The organism is Burkholderia sp. Bp8994 (genome assembly GCF_003853805.1).
Classification (GTDB): Bacteria; Pseudomonadota; Gammaproteobacteria; order Burkholderiales; family Burkholderiaceae; genus Burkholderia.
In genome coordinates this window covers 207,562-233,638 of sequence record NZ_QTQH01000002.1, presented here as the reverse complement: position 1 = coordinate 233,638, position 26,077 = coordinate 207,562, and the positions used below count along the sequence as shown (strand labels likewise).

25 protein-coding genes are annotated in these 26,077 nt (G+C 66.3%); 12 read left to right on the top strand and 13 right to left on the bottom strand.

Annotated elements, in window-relative coordinates; translation table 11 throughout:
• The first annotated feature begins 101 nt into the window (after positions 1-101).
• Together DIE04_RS02955 and DIE04_RS02950 are read left to right on the top strand one after the other, a co-directional pair.
• Positions 102-686, top strand: coding sequence for a hypothetical protein (locus tag DIE04_RS02955; protein WP_124522330.1), 585 nt, complete (start codon positions 102-104; stop codon positions 684-686).
• Between the two features lie 112 nt (positions 687-798).
• Complete coding sequence (locus tag DIE04_RS02950) at positions 799-2,220, top strand: sigma-54 dependent transcriptional regulator (protein WP_124522328.1); 1,422 nt, start codon at positions 799-801, stop codon at positions 2,218-2,220.
• Positions 2,221-2,278: 58 nt separating this feature from the next.
• Here DIE04_RS02950 and DIE04_RS02945 read toward each other — a convergent pair whose 3' ends face one another.
• Complete coding sequence (locus tag DIE04_RS02945; protein ID WP_044846642.1) at positions 2,279-2,770, bottom strand: hypothetical protein; 492 nt, start codon at positions 2,768-2,770, stop codon at positions 2,279-2,281.
• Between the two features lie 375 nt (positions 2,771-3,145).
• Here DIE04_RS02945 and DIE04_RS02940 point away from each other — a divergent pair, with 375 nt between their 5' ends.
• The 3 genes from DIE04_RS02940 (at position 3,146) to DIE04_RS02930 (ending at position 7,999) form a co-directional block, all read left to right on the top strand.
• Positions 3,146-3,865 carry a response regulator transcription factor gene (locus tag DIE04_RS02940; protein WP_124522326.1) on the top strand — a complete coding sequence of 240 codons (720 nt, stop codon included), beginning with the start codon at positions 3,146-3,148 and terminating at the stop codon, positions 3,863-3,865.
• A gap of 343 nt (positions 3,866-4,208) precedes the next feature.
• A complete protein-coding gene (locus tag DIE04_RS02935) occupies positions 4,209-6,521 on the top strand; it encodes a hypothetical protein (RefSeq protein ID WP_124572906.1) in 2,313 nt (770 codons plus the stop codon).
• Positions 6,518-7,999, top strand: a complete 1,482-nt coding sequence (locus DIE04_RS02930) for a virulence factor (RefSeq protein WP_260426320.1) — start codon at positions 6,518-6,520, stop codon at positions 7,997-7,999. Before DIE04_RS02935 ends, DIE04_RS02930 begins: the two co-directional genes overlap by 4 nt.
• 227 nt (positions 8,000-8,226) lie before the next feature.
• Here the strand turns inward: DIE04_RS02930 and DIE04_RS02925 are convergent, their stop codons facing one another.
• The gene (locus DIE04_RS02925; RefSeq protein WP_124489075.1) at positions 8,227-9,780 is read right to left on the bottom strand and encodes a methyl-accepting chemotaxis protein; all 1,554 of its coding nucleotides are present in this window, start codon (positions 9,778-9,780) and stop codon (positions 8,227-8,229) included.
• Positions 9,781-10,025: 245 nt separating this feature from the next.
• On the opposite strand from DIE04_RS02925, the gene panE reads away from it, so the two are divergent.
• Positions 10,026-10,964, top strand: coding sequence for a 2-dehydropantoate 2-reductase (gene panE / locus DIE04_RS02920; RefSeq protein ID WP_124523667.1), 939 nt, complete (start codon positions 10,026-10,028; stop codon positions 10,962-10,964).
• Positions 10,965-11,375: 411 nt separating this feature from the next.
• On the opposite strand, the gene DIE04_RS02915 is transcribed toward panE, so the two are convergent.
• The 6 genes from DIE04_RS02915 to DIE04_RS02890 all read right to left on the bottom strand — a co-directional run bounded on the left by DIE04_RS02915 (position 11,376) and on the right by DIE04_RS02890 (position 16,756).
• The gene (locus tag DIE04_RS02915; RefSeq protein WP_124523732.1) at positions 11,376-11,960 is read right to left on the bottom strand and encodes an NTP transferase domain-containing protein; all 585 of its coding nucleotides are present in this window, start codon (positions 11,958-11,960) and stop codon (positions 11,376-11,378) included.
• Positions 11,961-12,329: 369 nt separating this feature from the next.
• Entirely contained in the window at positions 12,330-12,725 is a 396-nt protein-coding gene (locus tag DIE04_RS02910; protein WP_044846647.1) for a type II toxin-antitoxin system VapC family toxin, read from the bottom strand.
• On the bottom strand, positions 12,722-12,961 hold the full coding sequence (locus tag DIE04_RS02905; RefSeq protein WP_011659184.1) for a type II toxin-antitoxin system Phd/YefM family antitoxin: 240 nt from the start codon (positions 12,959-12,961) through the stop codon (positions 12,722-12,724). Before DIE04_RS02905 ends, DIE04_RS02910 begins: the two co-directional genes overlap by 4 nt.
• A 112-nt stretch (positions 12,962-13,073) precedes the next feature.
• On the bottom strand, positions 13,074-13,757 hold the full coding sequence (locus tag DIE04_RS02900; protein ID WP_124523669.1) for a Fe2+-dependent dioxygenase: 684 nt from the start codon (positions 13,755-13,757) through the stop codon (positions 13,074-13,076).
• Positions 13,754-14,509 (bottom strand): tetratricopeptide repeat protein, encoded by a 756-nt coding sequence (locus DIE04_RS02895; RefSeq protein WP_124489071.1) that lies wholly within the window; start codon positions 14,507-14,509, stop codon positions 13,754-13,756. Before DIE04_RS02895 ends, DIE04_RS02900 begins: the two co-directional genes overlap by 4 nt.
• A gap of 3 nt (positions 14,510-14,512) precedes the next feature.
• The gene (locus tag DIE04_RS02890; protein ID WP_124523671.1) at positions 14,513-16,756 is read right to left on the bottom strand and encodes a TonB-dependent siderophore receptor; all 2,244 of its coding nucleotides are present in this window, start codon (positions 16,754-16,756) and stop codon (positions 14,513-14,515) included.
• A gap of 322 nt (positions 16,757-17,078) precedes the next feature.
• Here DIE04_RS02890 and DIE04_RS02885 point away from each other — a divergent pair, with 322 nt between their 5' ends.
• Both DIE04_RS02885 and DIE04_RS02880 read left to right on the top strand, forming a co-directional pair.
• The gene (locus DIE04_RS02885; protein WP_124523734.1) at positions 17,079-17,318 is read left to right on the top strand and encodes a FitA-like ribbon-helix-helix domain-containing protein; all 240 of its coding nucleotides are present in this window, start codon (positions 17,079-17,081) and stop codon (positions 17,316-17,318) included.
• Positions 17,315-17,734, top strand: coding sequence for a type II toxin-antitoxin system VapC family toxin (locus tag DIE04_RS02880; protein WP_124523672.1), 420 nt, complete (start codon positions 17,315-17,317; stop codon positions 17,732-17,734). The genes DIE04_RS02885 and DIE04_RS02880 overlap by 4 nt, the downstream gene beginning before the upstream one ends.
• Before the next feature lie 138 nt (positions 17,735-17,872).
• Here the strand turns inward: DIE04_RS02880 and DIE04_RS02875 are convergent, their stop codons facing one another.
• Entirely contained in the window at positions 17,873-19,168 is a 1,296-nt protein-coding gene (locus DIE04_RS02875; RefSeq protein ID WP_124523674.1) for an aspartate carbamoyltransferase, read from the bottom strand.
• A gap of 231 nt (positions 19,169-19,399) precedes the next feature.
• On the opposite strand from DIE04_RS02875, the gene DIE04_RS02870 reads away from it, so the two are divergent.
• Positions 19,400-19,534: an entericidin A/B family lipoprotein gene (locus DIE04_RS02870; RefSeq protein ID WP_059449563.1), complete on the top strand. Its 135-nt coding sequence runs from the start codon at positions 19,400-19,402 to the stop codon at positions 19,532-19,534.
• A 97-nt stretch (positions 19,535-19,631) separates the two neighbouring features.
• Here the strand turns inward: DIE04_RS02870 and DIE04_RS02865 are convergent, their stop codons facing one another.
• The 3 genes from DIE04_RS02865 to DIE04_RS02855 all read right to left on the bottom strand — a co-directional run bounded on the left by DIE04_RS02865 (position 19,632) and on the right by DIE04_RS02855 (position 22,266).
• Positions 19,632-20,180 carry a permease gene (locus DIE04_RS02865; protein WP_124523736.1) on the bottom strand — a complete coding sequence of 183 codons (549 nt, stop codon included), beginning with the start codon at positions 20,178-20,180 and terminating at the stop codon, positions 19,632-19,634.
• Between the two features lie 125 nt (positions 20,181-20,305).
• Entirely contained in the window at positions 20,306-21,265 is a 960-nt protein-coding gene (locus DIE04_RS02860) for a DMT family transporter (protein ID WP_124523676.1), read from the bottom strand.
• 206 nt (positions 21,266-21,471) lie between these two features.
• Positions 21,472-22,266, bottom strand: a complete 795-nt coding sequence (locus tag DIE04_RS02855) for an AraC family transcriptional regulator (RefSeq protein WP_124523678.1) — start codon at positions 22,264-22,266, stop codon at positions 21,472-21,474.
• 170 nt (positions 22,267-22,436) lie between these two features.
• On the opposite strand from DIE04_RS02855, the gene DIE04_RS02850 reads away from it, so the two are divergent.
• Positions 22,437-23,267 (top strand): molybdenum cofactor biosynthesis F family protein, encoded by an 831-nt coding sequence (locus DIE04_RS02850; RefSeq protein WP_124523680.1) that lies wholly within the window; start codon positions 22,437-22,439, stop codon positions 23,265-23,267.
• Positions 23,267-24,076, top strand: a complete 810-nt coding sequence (locus DIE04_RS02845; protein ID WP_124523738.1) for an SDR family oxidoreductase — start codon at positions 23,267-23,269, stop codon at positions 24,074-24,076. Before DIE04_RS02850 ends, DIE04_RS02845 begins: the two co-directional genes overlap by 1 nt.
• Before the next feature lie 81 nt (positions 24,077-24,157).
• Here DIE04_RS02845 and DIE04_RS02840 read toward each other — a convergent pair whose 3' ends face one another.
• Complete coding sequence (locus tag DIE04_RS02840; protein WP_124523682.1) at positions 24,158-24,835, bottom strand: dihydrodipicolinate reductase C-terminal domain-containing protein; 678 nt, start codon at positions 24,833-24,835, stop codon at positions 24,158-24,160.
• A 456-nt stretch (positions 24,836-25,291) separates the two neighbouring features.
• On the opposite strand from DIE04_RS02840, the gene DIE04_RS02830 reads away from it, so the two are divergent.
• Positions 25,292-26,005, top strand: coding sequence for an SDR family NAD(P)-dependent oxidoreductase (locus tag DIE04_RS02830; protein WP_124523686.1), 714 nt, complete (start codon positions 25,292-25,294; stop codon positions 26,003-26,005).
• The last annotated feature ends 72 nt before the right edge of the window (positions 26,006-26,077 follow it).

The window sequence follows — 26,077 nt, the reverse complement described above, 5'->3', positions numbered from 1 at the left end:
GGATCCGCTGTGCGACGCACGGTGCAAGTTGGACGGGTGTTGATCCCTCCCCGAGGTCAACACCTCTTTTTGCCTGACGAGGGTACGAGGAGGCCTCAATCATGAGGATCTTTTGGGTCGCGCTGCTGCTGGTCGACACACAAGCCGCCGCACAGTCGGTTTTCCAGAACCCCGCGGTCTTTGTCATCCTGAGCGAGCAGACCCTCGCGAACGCCGCGAGCGTCCAGCAGGCGCTGACGACGCTCGGCCGCGCGGACAACACGGCATGCGTGCCGATGATGATGGTCGGCGATCCGCAGATGGTCTACATGATGCCGGAGGAGGGACACGCCCCGTCGTGGCAATCGCCGGTGTACGGCCGCGGCGCGCCGTTCGAAGCGCAGAACGGGCCGACCGCGACCGGCAAGACGGTCGGCGCGATGCAGCACGCGCAGGACATGCAGACACAGCCGTGGAGCGACAGCAGTGCGATCACGCAGAAGATCGCCGGCGAGTCGAACCTGTCCGCGTCGGCGCGGGTCAGCGACTGGCGGCGCAAAGGATTGAACACGATCGAGACGGCGCCCGCGACGCAAGTGACGGTGAACGGCAAGACCTACCGCACGTATCGCGAGGAACTCAACCAGGCCGCGCGGCCCGTCGTCGAACCGCAGATCTACACGCAGCGTGTCGTGTTCTGCCGATGACGAAACTTTCCGGAGCGGACATGCCGGTAGCGCCGCGTGCGAGCAGGGAGGCTCGCCGCGTACCGCTTCGCGCCGCCCGCTCCGTCAGACAACCCTATGCGGCGAGGCCATCATGAACCATTGCTGCCAGATCAGACTGTCAGGCCCGCACGAGGACGAACGGGCCGCATACGCACCGCCGTTCGTTGCGGCCCGGCGTCACCTAACCGTGCTGTCGCGCCCGCTCGTCTATCTGTCGCAGCGTCCCGATGCGGGGCTCGTCGACTGTCTCGCGTCGCGCGGCTGGGAGGTGTGGCGCGCTAAATCCGTTGCGGACGCATTCAATCTCGTGAAGGCGAACCGCCTGCATGCGGGCATCGTCGATTTCGGCGGATTCGCGTCGCCCGACGTCGCGTCGTTCGAGGCGCTGCTGCGCGATCCGCGGATCGGCTGGGTCGCGCTCGCCGACGGCGAGCGGCTGCGCGATGGCACCATCGCGCGCCTGATTCGCCAGTGCTGCTTCGACTACGTGCGCAATGCGACGGCCTACACGACGATCGGATATCTCGTCGGCCATGCGTACGGGATGCTGAAACTGGCGGAAAGCGATCCGGCCGTCGATGCCGCGCCGCCCGACGGCGTGATGATCGGCGCGTGCGCCGCGATGCGCCGCCTGTTCGCGACGATCCGCAAGGTCGCGAACACCGAAGCCACCGTGTTCATCGCCGGCGAATCCGGCACCGGCAAGGAGTTGACCGCATCGGCGATCCACCAGCATTCGTCGCGCGCCGACGCGCCGTTCGTCGCCGTGAATTGCGCGGCGATTCCGTCGACGCTGCTGCAGGCCGAACTGTTCGGTCATGAGCGGGGCGCCTTCACCGGCGCGCATCAGCGCAATATCGGCCGCATCGAGGCCGCGCACGGCGGCACGCTGTTTCTCGACGAAATCGGCGACATGCCGTTCGAGAGCCAGGCGAGCCTGCTGCGGTTCCTGCAGGAGGGCAAGATCGAGCGGCTCGGTGGGCGCGCGTCGATTCCGGTCGACGTGCGGATCGTGTCCGCGACTCACGTCGATCTGGAGTCCGCGATGCAGGCGGGGCGGTTCCGCCCGGACCTGTACTACCGGCTGTGCGTACTGCGCATCGACGAGCCGCCGCTGCGCGCGCGCGGCCGCGACATCATGCTGCTCGCCGATCATGTGTTGCGGCGCTATCGCGGCGAAAGTTCGCACCGGATTCGCGGCTTCATGCCGTGCGCGATCGAGGCGATCCACAACTATGCGTGGCCCGGCAACGTGCGCGAGCTGATCAACCGGATCCGTTTCGCGGTCGTGATGACGAACGGCCCGCTGATCTCGGCCGCCGATCTCGAACTGAACCAGTACACGTCGCACCGGCCGCCGACACTCGCGGAATCGCGCCGTCAGGCCGAGCGGCGCACGATCGAGGAAACGCTGTTGCGGCATCGGCATCAGCATGCCGACGTCGCGGCGGAACTCGGCATCTCGCGCGCGACGCTGTACCGGCTGATGACCGCGCTCGGCCTGCACGGCTGACGCCGGTTGCGGCCGCGCGGCACGCGGCCCGACGTCGCGCGGCCCGCGGCCCGCGGCGTCAGGCCGGCCGTTCGAAGCCCGATTCGACCCAGCGTGCGGCGCTGGCCTTGTTGAGCTTGAACCCGGCGGACACCTTCGCATCGGCCAGCAGTTCGCCGTACGGGTCGAACGCCTTCAGTTGCGCATACGGCTCGAATTCGTCCGGCACGATGTCGAGCGTGACCGACACATCCTGCCCGTCGCCGTCCTGCACCGTCACTTCCTTGTGCAGCATCGCGCGGCGCTGCTGCTCGTGACGCATCAGCACCTCGGTCGCGGTCTTCACCAGCGTGCGGAACGCGTTCGCATCCATCGGCTTCGGGTTCTTCTTGTCGCGACCCATGGTCCACGGGCCGACGAGCGCGGGCTCGGCTTCGCCGTCCTTGATCATCTCGACGGCCCAGCCGTCGTCGTCTTCGTTCTTGATGATGCGGGCCGTCCAGCCGTTGTCGCGCCAGAGGCCGTCTTCGTGGATGGTGGTGTCGTCGGATTGCAGATCGGATTCGGTCATGGAGGAAGCGGGGAGTACGGGCCGCCGGCGAACGGGCGGGGCGCGCGGCCGGCAACGGCGCGCTGCCCTGGCCGGTCGCCCGGAATGGCATGCAAAGGCCGCAATTTTACCCCGCGGGCCGTCGGTGCGGCCCGTGCGACCCGTCACGTTGGCTGTCAGGACGAGGGCGATGCCAGCCAAACGGTCGGGCCGGCGCCAAAAATCAAACTTGTACTACGTTCCCGCGGGCCGCTCTATTCACCGTCCGATATCCCGTCCAAGCGTCGCCTCATAGAATAACGATCGGGATAAAAATATCTCGCTCGTAAATTCAACGCCACGCCGGTCGTACGCGCATTCCGCGCCGCGCGCCCGGTGAACCTTCTGGAACCGCGCATGGGGAAATTCAATATTCGCACCATCTTTGCATACGACTGGCCGTTGACGCTCGCCGGCATGGAGCACATTGCCGGCGACGTGTGCGCAATCGATCTCGTCGGTGTCTGCCGGACGCCGGACGAACTCGTCGCGACCCTCGACACGCTCGATTGCGACATCGCGCTGGTCGATTATTCGGTCCGCGGCGATGCGCAGATGAACGGCTTCGCACTGTGCGAGTGGCTGCGGCGCATGCGTCCGAACGTCGGGATCGTTGCGTTGGTCGGGAACGAGAACCCGGTGATCTTCCGTTCGATTCTCTCGCAAGTCGGCGCGAGCCTCGTGAGCAAGTTCGACGAGGTGGGCCATATCGTCACCGCGATTCACTCGAGCTATAGCGGCGGTCACTATCTGTCGCCGCTTGTGCGCCGCGCGCTCGATGCGTTGGCCGGACACGAGGCGCCGCCGGTGAAGCTTTCGACGCGCGAGATCGAGGTGATTCGCCTTTATCTGGCCGGCATGCCGATCAAGGCGATCGCGCAGCGGCTGAACAAGGGCAAGCAAACGGTCAGCGCGCAGAAGATCAGCGCGATGAAGAAACTCGGCGCGAGCAACGACATCGAGCTGGTTCAGCGAGCGGCCGCGCTGGGGCTCGACGGCGGCAAGGTTGCGGGCTGCCTGGACGGCGCGGAGCAGGCGGGGAGCCGAGAACAGGAATCACGAGCGCTATCTCGGTAGCAGTGACATTCCGGAATCTTTCTTAGGGCCGCGTCGACTGGAATAAGCGTTTGGTCGTCCTTCATATTGGACAGGTGCGACGCGTGATTGGCCAGCGCGTCGGCGCTTCGTCTTGCTGACGTCTGCGAAGGACCGATGCAGGGAATTGACGGGGCGCCGACTTGCATGCCTTCCACGATCGTCGGTCGGGGCGAAAGGAAGCGCGCGCCGATACCGCTCCGGCGCTATGTGCGGCATGGGGTTGCGCGTAAATGAAAGCGATCGGCGGCCGACGCAGACCGGTTCGGGAGACTGGCGACGAGGTTCATCAAGAAGAATGGTCAAGATATAAGAAGGAATGCAGATGAGTGATTCATTTCCAGATGCTCGTCCAGTAGCGGCCGCTCGAACGGCGGAGAGCTGCCCTGAATCCATAGCCCGAGACGGGCCGGCGCCGCGACCCGAACCGCCGCCGATCGTCGTCGGCCGCGTCGAAGGCGTGACGATGTTTGCGAAGAACACGCCGCTCATCTGTCTCAAGCAGATGCCATTGCCCGGTATCGTGATCTTCGTGCATGGGGTGAATTCCGAAGGCGAATGGTTCGAGGCGTCGGAGGAAGGGCTGTGCAAAGGCCTGAATCGCAGGCTCGGGCGTCTGGACGATCAGATGATGTATCACGGTATCGATGCCGGACAGCTGACGCCCGCGAAGTACACGGAGAGTGTGACGCCGGATGGGTTCTTGAACCCTGATTTGCTGGCAGACAATTACATCAAGCCCGATCCGTCGTTCTCACCCGTCATTCATTTCCGCTGGGGCTATCGCGCGACCGCTGCGGAATTGAAGGAGTACGGCGACAAGATCTTCCTGAACGAGAAGGACTATTGGGGCGGCGGCCCGTTCACGAACGGCTGTGCCAGTCTGCCCGATCTTTGGCACGGCGGTCTGGACGATCGAACGATGGGCTGGATGACCGTGCAAGGCATCAATCCGACCAATCGGCCGCTGTACCGCGCGCCGCCTCGAGCGTATGGCGTACTCGCGGCGCTGCGCTTGGCCAGACTGATCGAGTCGATCCGAAGCATGCAGGCCGATGTCCCGATTACCGTCGTATGCCACAGCCAAGGAAATATCGTGGGCCTCACTGCGGCGTTCTTCGGCGACGCATTCCCCGATGTCGAAGATCCGTGGGGGCGCACGGGCCACTGCGTGGCGGACGCCTACGTGCTGGCGAACGCACCGTACAGTCTCGCCAATGCTGACGGCCCGAACAAGTCCGACACATTCATGGATACCTGGTCGCAACGCGCGACGAAAGACGGCAGCGGCCGGCGTGGACGACAAACCTACGCCGCGCGCACGAAGACATTCGGCAAATTCCTCTCGATCATCGGTGCTCGAAAAGCATACGAACAGCCTGCCGACAAAATCGATGAGGACATGGAAAACGAGCGGGTCTCGCCGACCAGCAATCGGTCTTATGCGGCGCAAGAGGATCGCGCGAGGCACGGATTGAATGAATCGACGTATGGCCGCGTCACTGCATATTGCTGTCCGCACGATCAGGTGATTTCGGCGGTGACGGTTCAAGGGATCGGATGGCGCGGCATCAGCAAGCATGAACTCGACGATATCGGGGCAGCCGGCATCCTGACGCAACGGGTCTTTGCTTCCGGTTTCCCGGTTGGCGTGCAGAAACCGTACCGATACTGGGAAGACGATTGGCGGCATGGCAAACAAGGAACGAAGCCGGGGTTCTGGTATCCGCCGTCGCCGCCGGCCAAATTCAATCTCGTCGGCGCGGTCAAAGGAAATGAGTCGGTTCTGGGCGTGGCAGCGACGCTCGTGACTGCGCCACTCATGTTCGTCGTGACCGGCATCAGTTCGGCATTGAACATGCTCCGCGTGAACGCCGATCCGCCGAAGGGCTGGACGGTAGTTGCGGATGCCCCGGCGCTTGACGAACCTTTCCCGCCGAAGGCCTTGCGATTCGGCAAGTCAGTCGAGACTAGGGACGGCGACGCGATCAGCGACTTCAACGAAGGCAACGATCCGCCGGCTGCTTGGCGCGACGCGAACAAGAGCGATGCAGACAAGCGCGCTGACGATCCGTACGACCAGTACAAGGCAAAGAACGAGGACAGCGTCGCCCGAGGTACGGCCGCAACGGAAGCTGGACAACGTTACGAGGACCGCGCGCTGATGCGCATGGAAGCGCGCCGGACGTTGAACACCGAATGGCTCGATCGCGACGGCCACGTGATCGGCGAGGACGGCAAGAGCGCGATGCCCGAAGGCTACAAGGAATGGCGCGACCAGCAGATTGTCGATTGGCTCGATCGCGGCACGACCAACAGCCCGACGAATCACTCAACGACGATGACCAACCCCGAGCATGCCGAAAAGGCGCTTGCGTATGACGTTGCGGTGGGCCTGTGCTACATCACGCCCGAACAACTCTACGACTTGCGCATCGAGGCGGATTGGAGGATGGGAGATGGGATTCCCGATACTAACCCGAACAAAAAGTACGGCAAGTACTTTGACTCCGGAAATCTTGATCGAATGCCGATGCACGAATGGGTACATGCCAATAACAGTGAAGGCAAGATTCCTGATGCGATCACGGACGAGCGTGAAGGTGAGTTCTATCTGAAGGTCGGGGGTGTCGTATGAAGACGCTGATTGCTACATGGAAACGACGTGTGGCCATTGCTGTTTCAGTATGGCTAGTCGCCACCGTTCTCATGATCACGATGATGGCGCACATAGAACAGCCCGACCCGGGACATTTGGAAATAGGAGATTGGATGAAACGCTTCATTGTTGTACCTGGCCTGGCTGCGATCATGGTGTTTCTCTTCACCACGGCTATGACGCGCCCGGCACAAGCCGCCTCGGTTAAAGAGCCTGCCGTGAAGACAGCACCAGTGGCAGAAGAGCAGGTCAAGCCATTCGTTGCGCAAGTCGTCGGCCTAATCTGGTTGAATCCGCTGCAACGCATGGACTATCCGACCGAATGGCAATTGTTGTGGACGCAAGGACTTGCCGCACCGAACAAGGATGATGACATGGTGCGCACGAAGCCCGAAAAGTTCTCGTCCCTCCGATCGATCGGTGCACTCGTCTACGGCAACCGCGGAACGGAGACGTTCAAGGGCTTCTATCACAAGTACGTCAGAAAATTTCTCTTGTTGCCGCGCTCTCGCTATTTTGCGAATGCAAAATATTTCTACACCGTAAAATCCGAAAACACCAAAGATTGGCGCGAGCTTGCCGGAACACATATCGAGTTCGCGTTACCTCCAAGGCTCGATCCGATCGAAGCGAAGACGTACTTGACCAATGAGTTCGTCGAATGCTTCGAAATTGGCCCGCCATCACCGAAGACGCTTTGGAGCCGCGACACGCCTCCCGACGTGCAAATCACCCAAGGCGGCGCAAACGCCGGCTTCACATCGCTGAACAACGCGCTGGACTACTTGCAGGCGAACCCCGACAAGACCGTATGGGCAATGAACTGGGACGCTCCTAACTTCCCGCCCACGGATGCACAGATCAACGAAAACCTCGTCGTGCTGTTCCTCGCCGGCCCGAACTTCAACACCGAGCGCGAGCCGCTCGCCTGGATCGGCAAGGCCGCAACCGGCAACACGCACGATTTTTCACGGAAGGTCGGCACGACACGCGCCGTGCAGGCGTGGAAAGCCACGATCGATGAAGCAGCACGCAATGCCGGCGTCGCGGTCACTGACCTGAATTACATCGTCCACGACGCAGGTGTACCCAGCGACGCAGCGTCGTCACGCGTTGTCTCGCTCGCGCAGACCTTGACCGAAACCCTTCCTGAATATGACCACAGGAGTCAGACGTTCAACACGGCAGCACTCCTCGGCGACATGGGAACCGGCAGCGCATTGACCGACGTCGCACTCGCAATCGGCCGAATCAACCACTTTGGCGGCAATGCCTTGGTCGCCGGCACGACCGACCCCGAGCACCCCGTCGCCGTCGTCGTCAGACCACCGTCGAAGCTCACTCCGATCGATCCGGACCAAGACTGGTTCCGCGCACGCGGTGGAAACAACGCGTACCTCCCTTGGTGGGGGCGTCGACACGACACCGATTACGGCATGCAGGGCTATTCGTGGTGACGTAAGGCAGCGCTGTGGCGTGATTGCTTTGCTTGCGGATTCGCGACGTGTCGGAACGCGATCGACTGGACACATGACCGGTCGACAGTTCCAACGGGTCTGGCTTCGAGATGCCGCCAACCGCGACGCCGAACGGAAGCGGATTCAGCGGTTGGCCGTGTTGAGGTACGCGCCACTCCCGCCCTCCGGCGCGACACGCGCGGAAGGGCGGGGCAGGACCCCGGCCGTCAAGCCGGCAACGCGAACCGCGTAACGGCGTCGCGCAGCGCTTCGGCCTGGTCGCGCAGCGAATGCGCGGCCGCCGCGGCTTCCTCGACGAGTGCCGCGTTCTGCTGCGTGACCTGATCCATCTCGCCTACCGCACGGTTGACCTGCTCGATGCCCGCGCTCTGCTCGCGCGATGCATGACTGATCTCGTCGAGGATCTCGTTCACGCGCCGCACCGACTGCACGATCTCGGCCATCGTCTCGCCCGCGTTCGTGACGAGCGTCGCGCCGTGCTCGACGGTTTCGTTTGATGACTCGATGAGCGACTTGATCTCCTTCGCTGCCGTGGCCGAGCGTTGCGCGAGCGAGCGCACCTCGGCCGCGACCACCGCGAAGCCGCGGCCCTGTTCGCCCGCGCGCGCCGCTTCGACGGCCGCGTTCAGCGCGAGGATGTTGGTCTGGAACGCGATTCCGTCGATCACGCCGATGATGTCGCCGATCTTGTGCGAGCGGTCGGTGATCTCGTTCATCGTGCGCACGACATCGTCGACCACCTCGCTGCCGCGCGTCGCGACTTGCGCGGCCTGACCGGCGAGCGTGGCGGCCTGCGCGGCGCTGTCCGCGTTCTGCTTCACGTTCGCGGTCATCTGATCCATGCTCGACGCGGTCTGCACGAGCGCGGCCGCCTGTTCTTCGGTGCGCTGCGACAGGTCGGTGTTGCCCGACGCGATCTCGCTCGCGCCGACGTTGATGTTCTCCGTGCCCATCCGCACGCGCGACACCATGTCGATCAGTCCGCTCTGCATCGTGTGCAGCGCATGCAGCAGGCTGCCGCGGTCGTCATGCTTGACGTTCACGCGCGCGGTCAGGTCGCCCTGTGCGATGCGCCGCGCGGCGTCGAGCGCCACTTCGAGTTCGCCGCCGAGGTTCGCGCGCACGCTTTTCAGCACGAGCACCATCACGGCGGTCGCGATCGCGCCGAGCACGGCCGTCATCGCGAGCCAGCGGCCGACGCTCGCGAGCACGGCCGACCGCACGTCGTCCATGTACATGCCCGTCACGAGATACCAGTCCCACGGCGCGAAGCGCTGCACCGCACTGGTCTTGTCCTGCGGCTTGTCGGCACCCGGCTTCGGCCACAGATACTCGACGAAACCCTTGCCGCCTTCCATGTTGCCGGCCTTCACGATCTCGACGAACAGATGCTTGCCGCTCGGATCCGCGAAATTCGACACGTCCTTGCCGTTGAGCTCGCTCTTGATCGGATGCATCACGATCACCGGCTTCGAATCGTTGATCGAGATGTAGCCGTCGGTGCCGTAGCGCATCGCGGCGATCGCCTCGAGCGCCTTCTGCTTCGCGTCGGCCTCCGGCAATGCATTCTGTTGCGACAGCTTGTAGTAGTGGTCGGCGACGTTCGTCGCCTGCGCGACCAGCGACGCAAGCTGATCGCGGCGGTCCGTGATCATCGACGCGCGCGTCTGCCACGCGCCGATGCCGGCGATCACGAGCAGACCGAGCCACAGAATGACGATCATCGAGGCGAGTTTCTGATTCAGGGAAAGGGTGCGCATGGGTAGTGAGGTCGGTCGGTCGAACAGGCGCGCCGGAACGGCGTGACGGGATAACTCGTTGACGGCATGCAACGAACGTTGCCGTAGGCGGGAAATCCCTTAGAAACGGCAGCGGCCCGATACCGGTGAGCGCGGTGCGGGCATCTATGCATATACATATTCGGCGTCGCTATACTGTCGGGCGATGGCGCGCCGTGCCCGACGGTCGGGCGCACGGCGGCGAACGAACCTGAAAGGAGGCAACGATGCGAATTCTGGTGGTGGGGGCCGGCGCGGTCGGCGGATACTTCGGCGGCCGGCTCGCGGCGGCGGGGCGCGACGTGACGTTCCTGGTGCGCGACGGCCGCGCGGCCGCGCTCGCGCGCGACGGGCTCCTGATTCGCAGCCCGCGCGGCGACCTGACGCTCGCGAACGTGCAGACGGTGCGCGCGAGCGACACGGCCGGGCCGTTCGACCTGGTGCTGCTGAGCTGCAAGGCCTATAGCCTCGACGATGCTATTGCATCGTTCGCGCCATTCGTCGGGCCGTCGACGCTGATCCTGCCGATGCTCAACGGGATGCGCCACCTCGACGTGCTGCGCGAACGGTTCGGTGCCGCGCAGGTGCTCGGCGGCCTGTGCGTGATCGCGGCGACGCTCGATCGCGAACAGCGGGTCGTGCACCTGAACGACACGGCAGGGCTGTCGTTCGGCGAACTCGCCGGCGGCGAATCGGCGCGCGTGCGCGCGGTGGCCGACGTGCTCGGCGGCGCGGGCTTCGATGCGACGCTCAGCGACGACATCGCCTCGCGGATGTGGGACAAGTGGGTGTTCCTCGCGACGCTCGCGGCGAGCACGTCGCTGTTTCGCGGTTCGATCGGCGACATTCTGGCCGCGCCGGACGGCCGCCGCCTGCTCGAGACGATGCTCGACGAATGCAGCGCGATCGCCGCGCACAACGGTTACCGGCCCGATCCCGCCGCGGTCGAGCGGATGCAACGGATGGTGCTGACGCCGTCGCCGCTGACCGCGTCGATGCTGCGCGACGTCGAAAATCGCGCGCGGGTCGAAGCCGATCACGTGATCGGCGACCTGCTCGCGCGCCGAGACCCGCAGGCGGCGGATGCGTTGTCGCTGCTGCGGATCGCGTACAACCACCTCAAGACGTACGAGGTGCGCGTAGCGCGGGAAGGCGCGGCGGCGTAGCCGCGGCAGCGGCCGTGTCGTTTGTCAGGGCGAGTGCCGGAGCAGGCCTGATGGCGCGGGCGGATGCCGGCTAGACAGGATCCTTGCTTGGCGGTCCGTTGGGTTGCTGCGGATTGTCGTGAGGATGCCCCGGTGGCGGCGGTGACAGCGGATCGTCTTCCGGATCGCGGTTCGGGTCGGCCGGGGGCTCGGGCATCGGGGTCGTGTGGTCCATGGGGAACTCGCGCAAGGCGTGACGGCGGTGGCGCGGCGGGCGCGTCTCGTCTCCGTTATAGGCAATCGGACGGCTGTTTGCCGGGGGATTCTCGCGGCGGCATGCGGATTGCCGGCGACAGGCGAGCCGCTGCAGGTATCGCGCCGGATCGCGCGCAAACAGCGCCACGATGCGGGTGCGGCCGGCGCGCGCCGCGGTCAGCGCAGATCGGCGGGCGTATCGACGTCGCGCAGGATGCCGGGATCGTCGACCTCGAGCAGGTTCACCGGCGCGCTGGCGAACAGCGCGCGGGCGCCCGTATCGCCGTCCAGCGCGGCGAGCGCCTCGTAGTGGTGCGCGGCAAAGCCGACCGGATGGCCGCGCACGCCGCGGTGCACGGGGGCGACGATCGATGCATCGTCGGCGTCGAGGGCGCGTGTGACCGCTTCGTAGGTGGACGCAGCGATCCACGGCATGTCGCCGAGCGCGACCAGCCAGCCGGGCGCGTCCGGCGAGGTGCGAACACCGGCTGCCAGGCTCGCGCCCATGCCGCGCATCGCGTCGGGCGCATAGACGACCTGGCAGCCGGCGTCGTTCAGCAAAATCGCGAGTTTTTCGGCGCCGGGACGCACGACGGCGATCACCTCGGCCGTGGCCGCCGCCAGATGACGGGCGGCGGCGACCGCAACCGGCGTGCCGTCGGGAAGCCGCGCGAGCAGCTTGCTGTGCAGACCGCTTGGGTCGAAGCGTTGACCGAGACCGCCGGCGAGCAGGACGCCGGTGGCGAGTGACGCATAGGACATCGGCGCGGGGGGAGGGAAGGCAGGTGGCCCGATTGTGCGGGAGCGGGCGGGGATCGGCAAGTGCGGATGTTACCGACGCGGGGGCGTTGTCGTCGGAAAGAATGTCGGCGGGCGCGTTCGTCGAGCATGGTTTCCTCGACGGGGCCGTTTATGGAGTGCGATTCTCGTTACATCACGGTTCAATCGCGGTCGCTGAACGGCCAATGCCGCTAGTCCGACGGGTAATACGTGAAGCGGGTGCGAGGTAAAACCTCGATCGGTCATGGACGGCTTCGCGTGATCGCCGTCATCGGTTCCGTCAGACGAATCGTCTGTCGAGTGGCATGCGGATGTGTCGGTGTTGCGATTCGGCCGACGTGCCCATGACCGTCACCAAAGTGTCTTGACGTGCGCGTATGCACGGATCTTTTCGTCACGGGTGACGAGCGGCGCACCGAGCCGGCGCGCAGTCGCGACGATCATGCGGTCGGCTGGATCCTTGTGAAAAGTGCCGGGCAGCGCGGTGGACCTCGCGGCGATGTCGGCGTCGACCGGCACGAAGCGCATGCCGTCGATTTGCGCGACCGTCGCGAGCCACGCATCGACGTCCATCGTCAATGCGAGGCGCTCGTTGCGCACCAGCATCGCGATTTCCCATGCGGAGATCGCGGACGCAGCGAGTGCGCCCTCGCCGCGCGCGCGATCGATCGCGCTTCGCGCCTTCTTGCTGAGCGACGGATCGCCCGCCACCCACCACACCAATGCATGCGTATCCAGCACGATCACCGCGACGCCTCCCAGTCATCTTCCGCAATCGGATCGAGAGGATTGTCGTAGCGCATGACCGAGCCGCGCAATATGTCCAACGGCTGAGCCTCGCGTGCGTGATACGGCCGGATCTCGAGCGTTGGCTTGCCGTGGTCGGTGACGATCAGGCTTTCTCCCGACGCCTCGACGAGCCGGAAGTATTCGAGCGCGCGAGCCTTGAATTCGGATTTCGATACGGGAGCGTGCGGCATCATGATATGAGCATGGTCATTTGACGATGGTCATTTTAGTTGTCGAGATGAAGTGGTGCAAGTAGCGTAGTCGGCCTTCCTGGCCGAGTGGGGCGGCGCTGGGCGAGTTGCCGCCCTACGCATCCGCCCATTTCCTCAACAGGTTGTGATAAATCCCCGTCAGGGAAATGACCATCGGATCCTTCGCGCCTTTTTCCGCGGAAAGCGCCTGAATCTGCGTATCGAGCTGAAACAGCAGCGTGCGGTCGCCATCGTCGCGCACCATGCTCTGGATCCAGAAGAACGACGCGACGCGCTCGCCGCGCGTGACCGGCGTGACGTGATGCAGGCTCGACGCCGGATACAGCACGAGATCGCCGGCCGGCAGCTTCGCGCGATGCACGCCGTACGTATCTTCCACGCACAGCTCGCCGCCGTCGTACGCGTCCGGTTCCTCCAGAAACAGCGTCGCCGACAGATCGCTGCGCACGCGGAAATCCGTGCCGCGCAGCAGCCGGATCGCGTTGTCGACGTGCGTGCCGAACGTCTCGCCGCCTTCATAGCGATTGAACAGCGGCGGAAACACCTTCAGCGGCAGCGCCGCCGAAAAGAACAGCGCATGCCGGGCCAGCGCATCCTGGATCGCATCGCCCGCCGCGCGCGCGACCGGCGAGCCTTCCGGCAACTGCCGGTTGCGTTTCGCGAGCGCCGACTGCGCGCCGGACGTCGCGTTGCCGTCGACCCAGTCGGCGGCACCGAGCATCTCGCGGCATCGCGCGACCTGTGCCTTGGTCAACACGCCGGGGATATGAAGCATCATGATTCGGATTCCATGCCGTGTGACGGCAACTGCATCGCCGCCGCGCGCAACGCATCGAGCGGCGACGACGCGAGATAGGCGCGCATCTTCGCGACGAACGCGGGGGTAGCGGTGGCCGGCACGCGCGCGAGCCAGACGAGGGCTTCGTCGACGCGCCCGCGCTCGGCGAGCAGTCGCGCATGGTTGAACTGGCCGCGAAAGTCGCCGGCCTCGGCGGCGCGCCGATAGTGGTCGAACGCGGCGTCGGCATCGGCGGTCACGACCCAGCCGTCCTCGTAGAACCCGCCAATCAGGTTGATCGATTTCGCATGGCCGAGCGCGGCCGCGCGGCGAAACCAGTCGAGCGCGGCCGCGCGATCCTCGTCGATGCCGTTGCCGAGCGCGAGCGCCGTCGCGTAGTTGTACATGCCCCAGTCGAGCCCGGCCTGCGCGGCGAGCCGATACCAGTACACGGCCACCGGCGCGCATGCCGCCGTCCCCCAGCCGAACTCGTAACAGCGGCCGAGCATGTTCATCGCCATCGGGTGACCGGCCCGCGCCGCGTGCCGGAACCAGCCGCATGCGGCGGCCGGATCGCGCGCGACGCCGTGCCCGTCGAGCAGGTACTGGCCGTAGACGGCCTGCGCGTCGACGATCCCGTTATCGGCGGCCGCCGCGACCCACGCGGCGGCGCGCTCGGGCGGCCCGGCCAGAATGTCGGCGAACGCGCGCGGCGACACTGACGCGAGCGCCTTCAGCGAGACGGTTTCCATCGATCAGTAGCGTGCGTTCAGCGTGACGAACGCCGAGCGGCCCGGCGCGATCGACGCATAGTGCGCCGGATACGCCTGATCGAAGTACGTGCGGTTGAACAAGTTGTTCACGTTCAGCTGCAGGTCGAGCTTCTTGTTGATCCGGTATTGCGCCATCGCGTCGAAGCGCCAGTACGACGGCACCGCACGCAGGTTCGCGGGATCGCCGAACACTTCCGACATGTAGAACGCGCCGCCGCCGACAGTGAACTTCGGCGTCACGTCGTAGTTCGACCACATCGTCAGGCTGTGCTTCGGCGTATTCGGGAAGCGGTTGCCGTCGTTCGCTGCATCCTTGCCGTTGTCGCGCAGCTCGCTCTTCATGTACGTATAGCCGCCGAACACCTGCCACTGCTTCGTGATCTGCCCGGCGACGCCGAGTTCGAGACCCTGCACGCGCTTGTTGCCGACCATCGCGTACTGGTTGTTCGGCAGCGTCACGCGCGCATTCGTCGTGTCGATCTGGAACAGCGCGGCGGTCAGCGACAGCTTGTCGTTCAGCACGTTCCACTTCGTGCCGAGCTCGATGCTGCGGTTCTTCTCGGGGGCCATCTGATCGGCGTTCGGGCCGACGCCGCCGCGGCCCGGCGTGAGCGACTGCGTTTCGCTGCCTTCGCCGAGCAGCATGCCGGCCGGCGTCGACGACGTCGCATACGACGCGTAGATGCTGCCGTTCCGCGCGGGCTTGAACACGAGGCCGGCCTGCCAGTTGAAGAGCGTGTCGTCGCGCGTGTAGGTCTTGCCGCCGTTGGCCTTGGTGTCGGTGAAGCGGGTCGAGTAATCGTCGACGCGCACGCCGGCGTTCACCTGCCAGCGCGGCGTGAGCTCGATCGTGTCGAAGCCGTAGATCGACTTGGTCGTGGTGCGTGCATGCGCATAGTCGTTGTTGCGCGTGACGGAGCCGGCCCACGGATCGTTCGGATCAGGCGACCACAGGCTCGTGCAGTTGTAGCCGGACGGCGCGCCGATGCCTTTCTGGCAGATGGTGCCCTTGTCGGTCGCGACCGTGTACGAATCGCGCTTGCCCCATTCGCGCGTCAGCTCGATGCCGGTCGTGAAGCTGTGCTTGAACGGGCCGGTGCGGAATTCGCCGAACAGTTCGGTCAGGTTCGCGAGGCTGTTGATCGAGCTGTCGCAGTTGTTGTTGCGGCGCCAGACACGGCCGTTGACCACGTTGCCCTGGCTGTCGTCGGGCTGCGTCCAGATGTAGTCCTGCGTCGATTCCGTGTAGCGCGTGGTGTTGCGCACCGTCAGATTCGACGTGATGTCGTGCTCGATCTTGATCGTGCTGATGTCCGAGGTGGTCTTGCGGAAGTCGCGGTCGATCAGGCCGTAGAAGTTGTGACGGTCGACCGGCGCCGGATAGATCGTGTCGACGTTCGCGGGCTTGTTCGACGTCGTGTAGAAGTACGGAATGCCGCCGTCGGGCATGTCGTCGGTCGACAGGTGGTAGTAGCTCGCGGTCACGCGCGTCGGCGTGCCGAGGCCGAACGCGATCGACGGCGCGACGCCCCAGCGCTCGTTGTTGACGGCGTCGCGGCCGGCGACGTCGTTGTTGTGGCTCATCAGGTTCAGGCGGAACGCGGCGTGATCGGCGAACTGCCAGTTGCCGTCGGCGGTGAAGCGGCGGTAGCGGTCGGTGCCGAGGCCCGCGCTCGCGGCGGCCGTCGTGCCGAGGTGCGGCGCCTTCGTGATCAGGTTGATGCTGCCGCCCGCGCCGCCGCGGCCGCCGTACGCGCCGTCGGAGCCCTTGGTGATCTCGACGCGTTCCGTGTTGAAGATCTCGCGCGTGGTCGCGCCCGTGTCGCGCATCCCGTCGACGAACATGCTGCCCTGCGTGTCGTAGCCGCGGATGAACGGGCGGTCGCCGAGCGGGTTGCCGCCTTCGCCGGCGCCGAACGTGATGCCGGGCACGGTGCGCAGCGCTTCGGTCAGCGTCGCCGCGCCGCTGTTCCGGATCAGTTCCTGCGGGATCACGGTCACCGACTTCGGCGTGTCGACGAGCGGCGCGGTGAATTTCGCGGATGCGGAAAAGTCGGCCTTGTAGCTGTGCTCGGCCTTGCCCTGGACCTCGATCGGCGCGAGATGGCCTTCGGTGCCGACCGGGGCGGATGGCGGCGTGCCGTCGGCGAACGCCGGGCTCGCGGCGAGTACGCTGCACAGGGTGGTGAATTTGCCGAGCTTCTGCTCGTCAGGACGGGACTTCATGGTGCGCTTCGACCTCGCAGTATGGCCCCGGGAACGACGCGCTACGGAAATGTGCATGCCGCCCGGAATTATTACGATTTGTTTTCAGGCGGCATTCTATGTAATTTCTTTTTAAATGAGAAGCGTTCCTGTTCGCATTTGCGAGGAGAATGTTGACGAATGTGGCGGAGGGCTGCCGAGCGCGTGGGGGCCGCGGCGATGGCCGAATGGCCGAGTGGGAAAGGCGTGTCGGGCGATTTACAGTGATCGGGTCTTCACTCGTCCAAAATGACAGCAAGGTGATAATATGACTGCATTGAAAGCAAATGTAGTGAGGCGCATCATGCCTGTGATCACTGTTAGAAACCTGCCCGACGAGGTGCATCGCGCGCTTCGAATCCGTGCTGCACAACATGGCCGCAGTACCGAGGCCGAGGTGCGCGATATCCTCGAGCAGGCCGTTCGGCCCGGCGGACGTCCCAGGCTGGGAACGCTGCTGGCGGAGATCGGGAGAGAGGCCGGCGGCATCGATTTCGAGGTTCAGCGCGATCAATCGCCAACCGATCCGATGAGCTTCGAATGATTCTGGTCGATACCAACGTCATTTCGGAGCCGCTGCGACGCGAACCGAGCGCGGCCGTGATCGAATGGCTCGACGCGCAAAACGTCGAGACGCTGTTTCTTGCCGCGATCAGTCTGGCCGAGATGCGATTCGGCGTGGCCGCGTTGCCGGAGGGGCGCAGGCGAGACTGGCTGCACCAAAACATCGAGCAACGCGTCGTGCCGTTGTTTCGCGGGCGGATTCTGCCGTTCGACGATGCGGCCAGTGACGCATATGCGAGCCTACGCGGGAAGGCGCGCGCCCTGGGGCACACGATGGCGCCTGCCGATGGCTTCATCGCTGCAACCGCCGCAGCCAACGGGTTGATCGTGGCTACGCGCGACGTCGCACCGTTCGAAGCAGCGGGCCTGCGCGTGATCGATCCGTGGGCTCGCTAACTTCCGGCCGGTCGCCTCGATATCACCCGCGCCGAAAATGAAAACGCGCCGTGCAAGGCGGCGCGTCGTGCGTTGCTTCGGCGCGCGGCGCTCGATCTTCAGCAATCTCGAGTCTGGCCGCGCGACACTGGATGCGGGTCAATCGATTCCGTGAAACACCGCATCCTCCGGCCCGAGGTACGCCGGCGGGCGCCACGTCGCATCGCGCATCGAATGCTGGACGAGATTCTCGACGCCGAGCAGCACCGCGAAGATCGCCATCCGCACCGGAATGCCGTTGTCGGTCTGCCGGAAGATCGCGAGTCGCGGATCGCGGTTCAAGTCGACCGACAGGTCGTTCGCGCCGGGCCGGCTGTCGCGCGGCAGCGGGTGCATGATCAGCGTTTCGGGCTTGCAGACGGAGTCGACGAGCGCCTGGTTGATCTGGAAATCCGGCGTATAGCCCTCGAACGACTCGTCGGTGAAGCGCTCCTTCTGGATCCGCGTCGCATAGACGACGTCCGCGCCGCGCAGCCCGCCCGCGAGGTCGTTCGTCTGCTCGATCACGTGGCCGTTCGTCGCAATCTGGTCGATGATGTACGCGGGCATTTCGAGCGTCGGCGGCGACACGAGCGTGAACTTCAGTCCGCGGTACAGCGCGAGCAGCTTGACGAGCGAATGCACGGTACGGCCGTATTTCAGGTCGCCGACGAGCGCGATATGCGCGCCGTCGACGATCTTGCCGAGCCGCGAGAACTCGCGCTGGATCGTATAGAGATCGAGGAGTGCCTGGCTCGGGTGCTCGCCCGGGCCGTCGCCGCCGTTGATCACCGGCAGGTTGGTCGCGCGCGCGAATTCGGCTACCGAGCCTTTCTCCGGGTGGCGGATCACGAGTGCGTCGACGTAGCCGGCCATCACGCGGCTCGTGTCGTAGATCGATTCGCCCTTGGCCATCGACGAGAACGTGAAACCGGTCGTGTCGCACACCGAGCCGCCGAGCCGGCAAAAGGCCGCGCCGAACGACACGCGCGTGCGCGTGCTGGCTTCGAAGAACAGGTTGCCGAGCACCGCGCCCTCGAGCACGCGCGAGATCTTGTGGCGGCGCGCGATCGGCTGCATCACGTCGGCGACGCGGAACAGCGCCTCGACCGAGTCGCGCGAGAACTGGTCCACCGAGATCAACTGCGGCTTGCCTTCGAACAGGAATTGCTTTGCGAGCTCCTGTTTGTCTACGCTTTGCGTATAGTCTCCGCCGTCCGGTGCCGAGCGCTCGACGATTTCCGACACGAAGCGTTCGACGATCTCGGGCATCCCGCGCGATTCCTGCGAGTCGTCGGGCAACAGCCACGTGTCGAGCGCGCGGCGGCTCACGCCGATGCGGTTCGCGAACGCTTCGCGGGTCATGTTGAGGCGGCGCATCGCGTCGCGCAGGAAGGCTTGCTGGGGAACGGTCATCGGGGGCACCTGATGGGAATATACGCGGTGCGTATATTAGTTCGCGCGCCGACGAAGTCAAGGAAAATCTGTGCGACCGGCCGTGTCGTGCTCGGGCGCTGGCGCGGTCGGCACTGGCGCACGGCGGCCGTCTCCGTATAATCAGGTCAGGCCCCGTGTCCTGCACGCCGCAGGGCACCACGCCGCATACGATTCGCCCGGTCGGGCATGTTGACTCGAAGGAGAATGAGCATGACGCGTACGATTGCTGCAGTGCTGCTGGTGGTGACCGCCGCGCTCGCCGGTTGCAATACCGTTGCAGGCATGGGGCAGGACATTTCGAAGGGTGGCCAGGCAATCAGCGATACGGCTGAGAAGGCCAAATAAGCTGCCGGGTTCCGGAATGCAGAAGGCGCCGGGCCGTCCCGCGATTGCGGGGCGGCCCGGCGCCTTTTTCACGGTGCGTGGTGCGTGGTGTGCGGTATCAGGCGGTTTCCACGAACGCGTAACGGCCCTCGACCTTGCGCGGCGTGAACCAGCCGAAGTCGGGGAACAGCCGGTTGCGGACGAACCAGACGTAGCCGACCAGGATGACCGTCACCCCGAGGGTCGGCAGCGCGGTCGACGGATCGCGGCCGAGATCGGCGATGGTCTTCGGTACCTGCAGCAGCGACAGAATGATGAACGCGTGATATGCGCCGACGCGATGGGTCGCGAAGCCCCAGATGAACAGCAGCGACAGCGGCACCGTCAGTGCGAGGAACAGCGCCGCGGCGCCGATGCTGAGTGTGTCCACCAGGATGAGATAGGCGAGTGCGACGCTGATCACCAACTGCGCGACGCCGAGCCCGATCAGGACCCGCGTATGCACCTTGTTCTTCCTGCACAGCTCGGGGTCGGGGCGCGACGCGATCAGGCGCGCGAGCACGCGATCCTTGAGGCCCTGTCCGGCCAGCTCGGCCAGCACGTCGGCTTTCCTCGCACCCGCGGACAGCAGCGCCGCGATTCTTGTCTTGGCTTCCTTCTTGTTCATGATGATGCGAATTATTGTTCGGTGGTTGTCAAATGGCCCGGCCACGCGAATATTGCATCTTGTGCGACGGTGCGCAACGATTTTGCCGCGGGCGGATACATTCCTACAGTCGCCGCGCACGCGGATCAATCGGTAGCAGTCGACGTGGATGCCGCTGGGCGCGCTGGCGACCTCGACCGTGAGTCCGTTGCGCATGCCGGCGGCTCGCGCCGCCGCGTCGCGCCCACCAGCATTCCCGCGACGACGAGCGCGATGCCGAGGAGTCGCGTGCCGCCCAGGGTCTCGCCGAACAGCGCGACCGCGAACAGCACGGCCGAGACCGGCGCAACCGCCGTGAACAGCGCGGCTTCGGTGCCGCTCGTGCGCGCCGAACCCGCATACCAGCACAGATAGCCGAGCACGGTCGGCACCAGCGCGTAGTACACGATCGCCGACACCGCGCCGACGTTCCAGTTCGTCGCGAGCGCGTGCCATTCGAACGCGGCCGGCACCAGTGCGAGCACGAAGCCGAGGCCCGACATCGCCGTCGACAGCGTGAGCGGCGGCAACGGCGCCGACAGCCGCCGGTTGAGCAGGATGAACACGGCCTCGCATGCGACGGCCGCCAGCACCAGCGCGTCGCCGGCGAGCGTCCGGAGCGACGGCATGGCCTGGCCGGGCGCGAACGTGACCAACAGCACGCCGGCGGTGGCGAGCGCGGCCGCGCTCCAGTCGCGCCGCGTCTGCCGCTCGCGCAGCACGACCGCCGCGATCAGCGTCGACATCGCCGGCAGCGTGCCGAGCATCACGCCCGCATCGACCGGCGACGACAGCTTCGTGCCGCTGATCAGCAGCACCGTATAGCCGACCCCGCCCGCCGCAGCCTGCACGACCAGCAGCACGGCGTCGCGTGCGGAGAGCCGCGGCCATCGCAGCCGCTGCGCCCGCATCAACGCGAACAGCAACGGGGTTGCGATCAGGAAGCGCAGCGCGGTGGCGGCGAACGGCGGCAGGCCGCCGGCCGCGAGGCGGCTCGCGATGACGGTGCTGCCGACGCCCGCCATCGCGGCGGCGAGATAGAGATAGCCGATCAGTCGTGTTTTCATGTGCCGCATGGTCGCGTGCGGCGGCGCGGGCGTCTTGAACGAAATTGCAGCGGCGCCGGCGAGCGGAGCGGGTGAGGGGAAGGGTATTGCGCTCGGTGTCCCCGGATGACCGGTGGCACCGCCATCAAGCGTCATCGTTGGTGCTGAACGGCGGCGATCGGCGACGTCGCGCCACGGCGGCGGCCGTGCCGGGACCGTGACGTCCGTCAGCCGGCCTGCGTGAATCGTCCCGGCGTGATCCCGAACTGGCGTGCGAACGCGCGCGTCAGGTGGCTCTGGTCGGCAAAACCGGCTTCGGCCGCGGCATCCGCGATCGGCCGGCCGCTCGCGAGCAGTGCCCGCGCCAGCCGTGTGCGCGACTGCACCAGATACGCGTGCGGCGTGATGCCGAGTTCGCGCGCGAACCCGCGCAGCAACTGGAAGCGGCTCACGCCACTCAGGCCGGCGAGTTCGGCCAGCGAGACGGGTGCGGCGGGCGCCGCATCGAGCCGCTCGCGGGCCACGCGGATCGCCGGCGCGACGCCGGCGGCCGGCAGCGCCCGGTTCGAATGCCGCGCAAGCAGCCCGGCGACCAGTGTCACGAGCGCCTCGTCGCGGGCGAGCGGCATGGTATCTCCTGCGACGATTCGAGCATGCAACCGGCCGAACGCGGCCGCGAGCCGCGCGTCGCGCACGGCCGGATGCGCGAGCTCGACGCCGCCGACGCCTTCTTCCGCCGCGACGCCCGCGACCAGCGCCGGCGCGAGGTACAGCATCCGCCAGCGCCGGGCCGTGCGCGTCCCGATCGGCATGCCGTCGTGCATCTCGCCCGGATTGACCATGATCGCGTCGCCGGCCAGCGCGTCGACCTGCCCGCGGCCGCTCCAGGACCGGTGCGCGCCGCTGACGATCACGCCGACCCCGAATTCGTCGTGCGCGTGCCGCGGAAACGTGCGGTCGGACTCGAGGCTGATCGCCTCGATGCCTTCATCGGTCCGTCGGTAGTGGGTGACACGGTGCATGGGGGCTCCTCGCGCCGGCAGCGGCGCGGATCACGTGCACTGTAGCGCGTTCCGGCGGCGCGCGCCCTTCATCCTTTTGGCCGATACCGTTCGGCGCGTGCAGCCCGCACCATGTGCACATGAGCAGCGTACACGGCCCGCCGGGCCTGAAGCTGCGCGGGAGACGGCAGGTGGAACGACAGGATCCGGTATTCATTCAGGTTGGCGCGCTCGCGGACGGCTTTGCGCCGGACGCGAACATCCTCACGCCCGTGAACGCGCTCGTCGGGCGGTCCCTGGCCCTTGGCGACGCAACGGGCGCATGGCGCGTCTATACGTTCGAGGCGGGTGCGCTGCAATGGTGCGATGCGGCGACCGACACGGGCGGCCGTGCGCCGTGCCGCGTCACGCGGCTGCGCGACGACCTGTACTTCGTCGACTACATCGATCCGGTGGCGCGCGCGACGTCCGTCAGCCTCGTGATCGACGTCGGCCGCGGCGTGTGGACGTCGGTGATCGGCACGCTGCCGACCGAGGCCGACACGCATGTCGACGCGTTCACGCGCGTCGCGCGCGGGTTGCCGCTGACTGGCGTCGACGCGGCATTCCGGCACGGCACGCTCGGCGGCCATGCGCAGCCGGGCCCGTTGCATGGGCCCACGCGCGAACTGATCGGCAAGCGGACGATGTATCGCTACAGCCCGACCGAATGCTACGAGCACATCTACCTGAACGAGAACTTCTACGCATGGCAGTGCCTGCAGGGCGTAGAAGGCGGGCTGGCGGACGTGGATCGCTGCCATTACTTCAGGATTGCCGATGAACTGTATCTGTTCGTGTGGCGCGAAAAAGTGGTGCCGACGCTCGGCGTCGTGCTGATCGACCTCGCGCAACGCAAGACGGACGGCAAGATCTTCGGCTATCAGGGCGGCGACTTCGGCACGTTGTCGAACTTCCCGATCGGTGCGCATGCGCAGGTGCTGAACGAAACCGTGCATCCGCTCGGCGGCGAGGCGCAATGATGAGCGCCGTGCCGGGCAGCGCCCGCCTGCGTGCGGATTTCAGCGGACGCGTCGTGCTGGTCACGGGCGCCGCGCAGGGGATCGGCGCGGCAATCGCGCGCCGTTTCGCGGAATCCGATGCATTCGTCGCGCTCGCCGATCTCAACGGCGATGCCGCTGCCGCGCAGGCGGACGCGCTCGCCAGTGCGGGCGGCGACGCGCGCGCGTATCGCGTCGACGCCGCGAGCCGCGACGAACTCGGCGCGCTCGTCGCGGCGGTCGAGCGCGACGGCGGCCGGCTCGACGTCGTCGTTCACAACGCCGCGTACTTCCCGCTGACCCCGTTTGCGCAGATCGACGAGCCGATGCTCGAACGCACGCTGTCGGTCAACCTGTCGGCGCTGTTCTGGCTCGCGCAGGCCGCGCTGCCGGTGTTCGAGCGTGCGGGAGCGGGGCGGCTGCTCGTCACGTCGTCGGTGACCGGGCCGCGCGTCGTCTATCCGGGGCTCGCGCACTACGCGGCGTCGAAGGCCGGCGTGAACGGCTTCATCCGCGCGGCGGCGCTCGAACTCGCGCGTCGCAACGTGACGGTCAACGGCGTCGAGCCGGGGATGATCCGCACGCCGGCCGCCGGCAATCTCGGCGACGCGTCGGTCGCCGCGCAGATCGCGCGCGACATTCCGCTCGCGCGGATGGGCGAGCCGGAGGACGTCGCGAACGCGATGCTGTTTCTCGCGTCGGCCGATGCGGCGTACATCACCGGGCAGACGATCGTCGTCGACGGGGGCGCGACGCTGCCGGAGAGCGGGGCCGTGCTGGGCGACGGGTAAGCGGAGCGTGCGCGATCGTGCGATCGCGGCCGTCGAATGTGCCGGCCGCGGTGTCGTCGGCCAAGCCGCGCACCGTCGCGGCTACAGCCAGCCGTTGCGGATGAACTCCACGATCGAGTATCGGCGAGGTTCGAGTTCGTGCTGCCGGACGGTCTCGACGATCCGCGACACGCCGTCCGCGTAAGGCGACGCGCCGTACACGCGCGATTCGAACTGCAGGCTGCATGCGCCATCCTCGATGCGGATCCGGTGGAACGCATGGCGGCCGAGCTGATCGTCGGGAATCTGCAGGGCGTCGCGCTGTTCGTCGGGGTCGCGCACGGAGCGGATGTCCTGCGCCGGCACGCCGAGCGACTGGCCGATGCCGACCGCGGTGCCCGGCACGGACGTCTTGCCGGCCTGGTGCGACTCCGTCACGCTGATGCGGCAGTCGCGAAACAGATGACCGCTGGTTTCCAGCATGCTCATGAACTTCAGCATCAGGATGTTCGTATTCGGACAAAGCACGACGGGGAAGTCGTGCGATCCGGTTTCGAGCTCGGAGCCGGTGGACAGCTCGACGAGCGGCGAGCCCGTTGCGCGGCAGAATTCGATCGCGGCAGGTAGCTCGCGGCCGGATCCGGCGTGCACGACGATCGAACGCGTCTCGGTGCGTGCGGGGTCCGACCAGGCCGTCACGCGACAGGTTGCGGGGTCGAGCCGGTGCGAGCCGAGCAGTTCGGTTGCCAGCTTGCCGGTGCCAACGACGAGTACTTGCATGGGATAGACGGGTTGAGGTTCGGGTTTCGTTACGGAAACGGCGCGGGCCGTTCAAGGACCCGGCGCGATCACGGGGCACCGCGCGGCGCACCGTGTTCGCGCATTATGCCCGGCCGTCGGCTGTCCGCTGTCCGCTGTCCGCCGTCCACCGCCCACCGCCCACCGCCCACTGCTCACTGCTCACTGCCCACTGCCCACTGCCCACCGTCCACCGTCCACCGTCCACCGCCCACCGCCTAACGCCTACCTCCTGCCGTCCACCGTCATGCGCGGTGCGCGCCTTCATGGCTGCGGATCAACCGAGCGGCTGCGTTGGCGGTGACGCATTTATCGCCGTGCGCACGCGGCATGAACGGCGCTACGCTGTCGAAACGGTGGCCACGCGCGTCCGTGTCGGTACCGGCATCGCCCCGAACCACGTATCATCCAACCCCCTCGACCCAGGAGAGCACATCGATGGAACACGACCTGAAAGGCAAGGCAGTCGCGATCACCGGCGGATTCGGCCATCTCGGCGTCGCCACGGCCGCCTGGCTCGGCCAGCGCGGCGCGCGCGTCGCGCTGATCGGCCGCGGCGCGCCGCCGGACGCGCAGGCGTTGCCCGGCGTGCCGGCCGATGCGCTGCGCATCGGCGGCATCGACCTCGTCGATCCGCAGGCGGCTGCGCGCGCCCTTGAAGCGGTGAATCGCGAATTCGGCCGGGTCGACGCGCTGCTGAACATCGCGGGCGCGTTCGTCTGGCAGACGATCGCCGACGGCGACGCGGCCACGTGGGACCGCATGTACGAACTGAACGTGAAGACGGCATTGAACGCGTCGAAGGCCGCGCTGCCGTATCTGGTGACGAGCCGGGCTGGCCGCATCGTCAACATCGGCGCGGGCGCGGCGTTCAAGGCGGGCACCGGGATGGGTGCCTATGCGGCCGCGAAGGCGGGCGTCGCGCGGCTCACCGAGGCGCTGGCGGCGGAACTGCTCGATCGCGGCGTGACCGTGAACGCGCTGCTGCCGAGCATCATCGACACGCCGCCGAACCGTGCGGACATGCCGGATGCGGATTTCACGCGCTGGGTCCGGCCCGAACAGCTGGCGGCGACGATCGGGTTCCTGCTGTCGCCCGACGCGCAGGCGATCACCGGCGCATCGATTCCGGTGAGCGGTCGCGTGGCGTAGTCGGGAGCGGGTTATCGCATTCGAGTGCGGCGGCGGGGCATGCGAAATCGCGCACGCGAGATTTCCGCGATC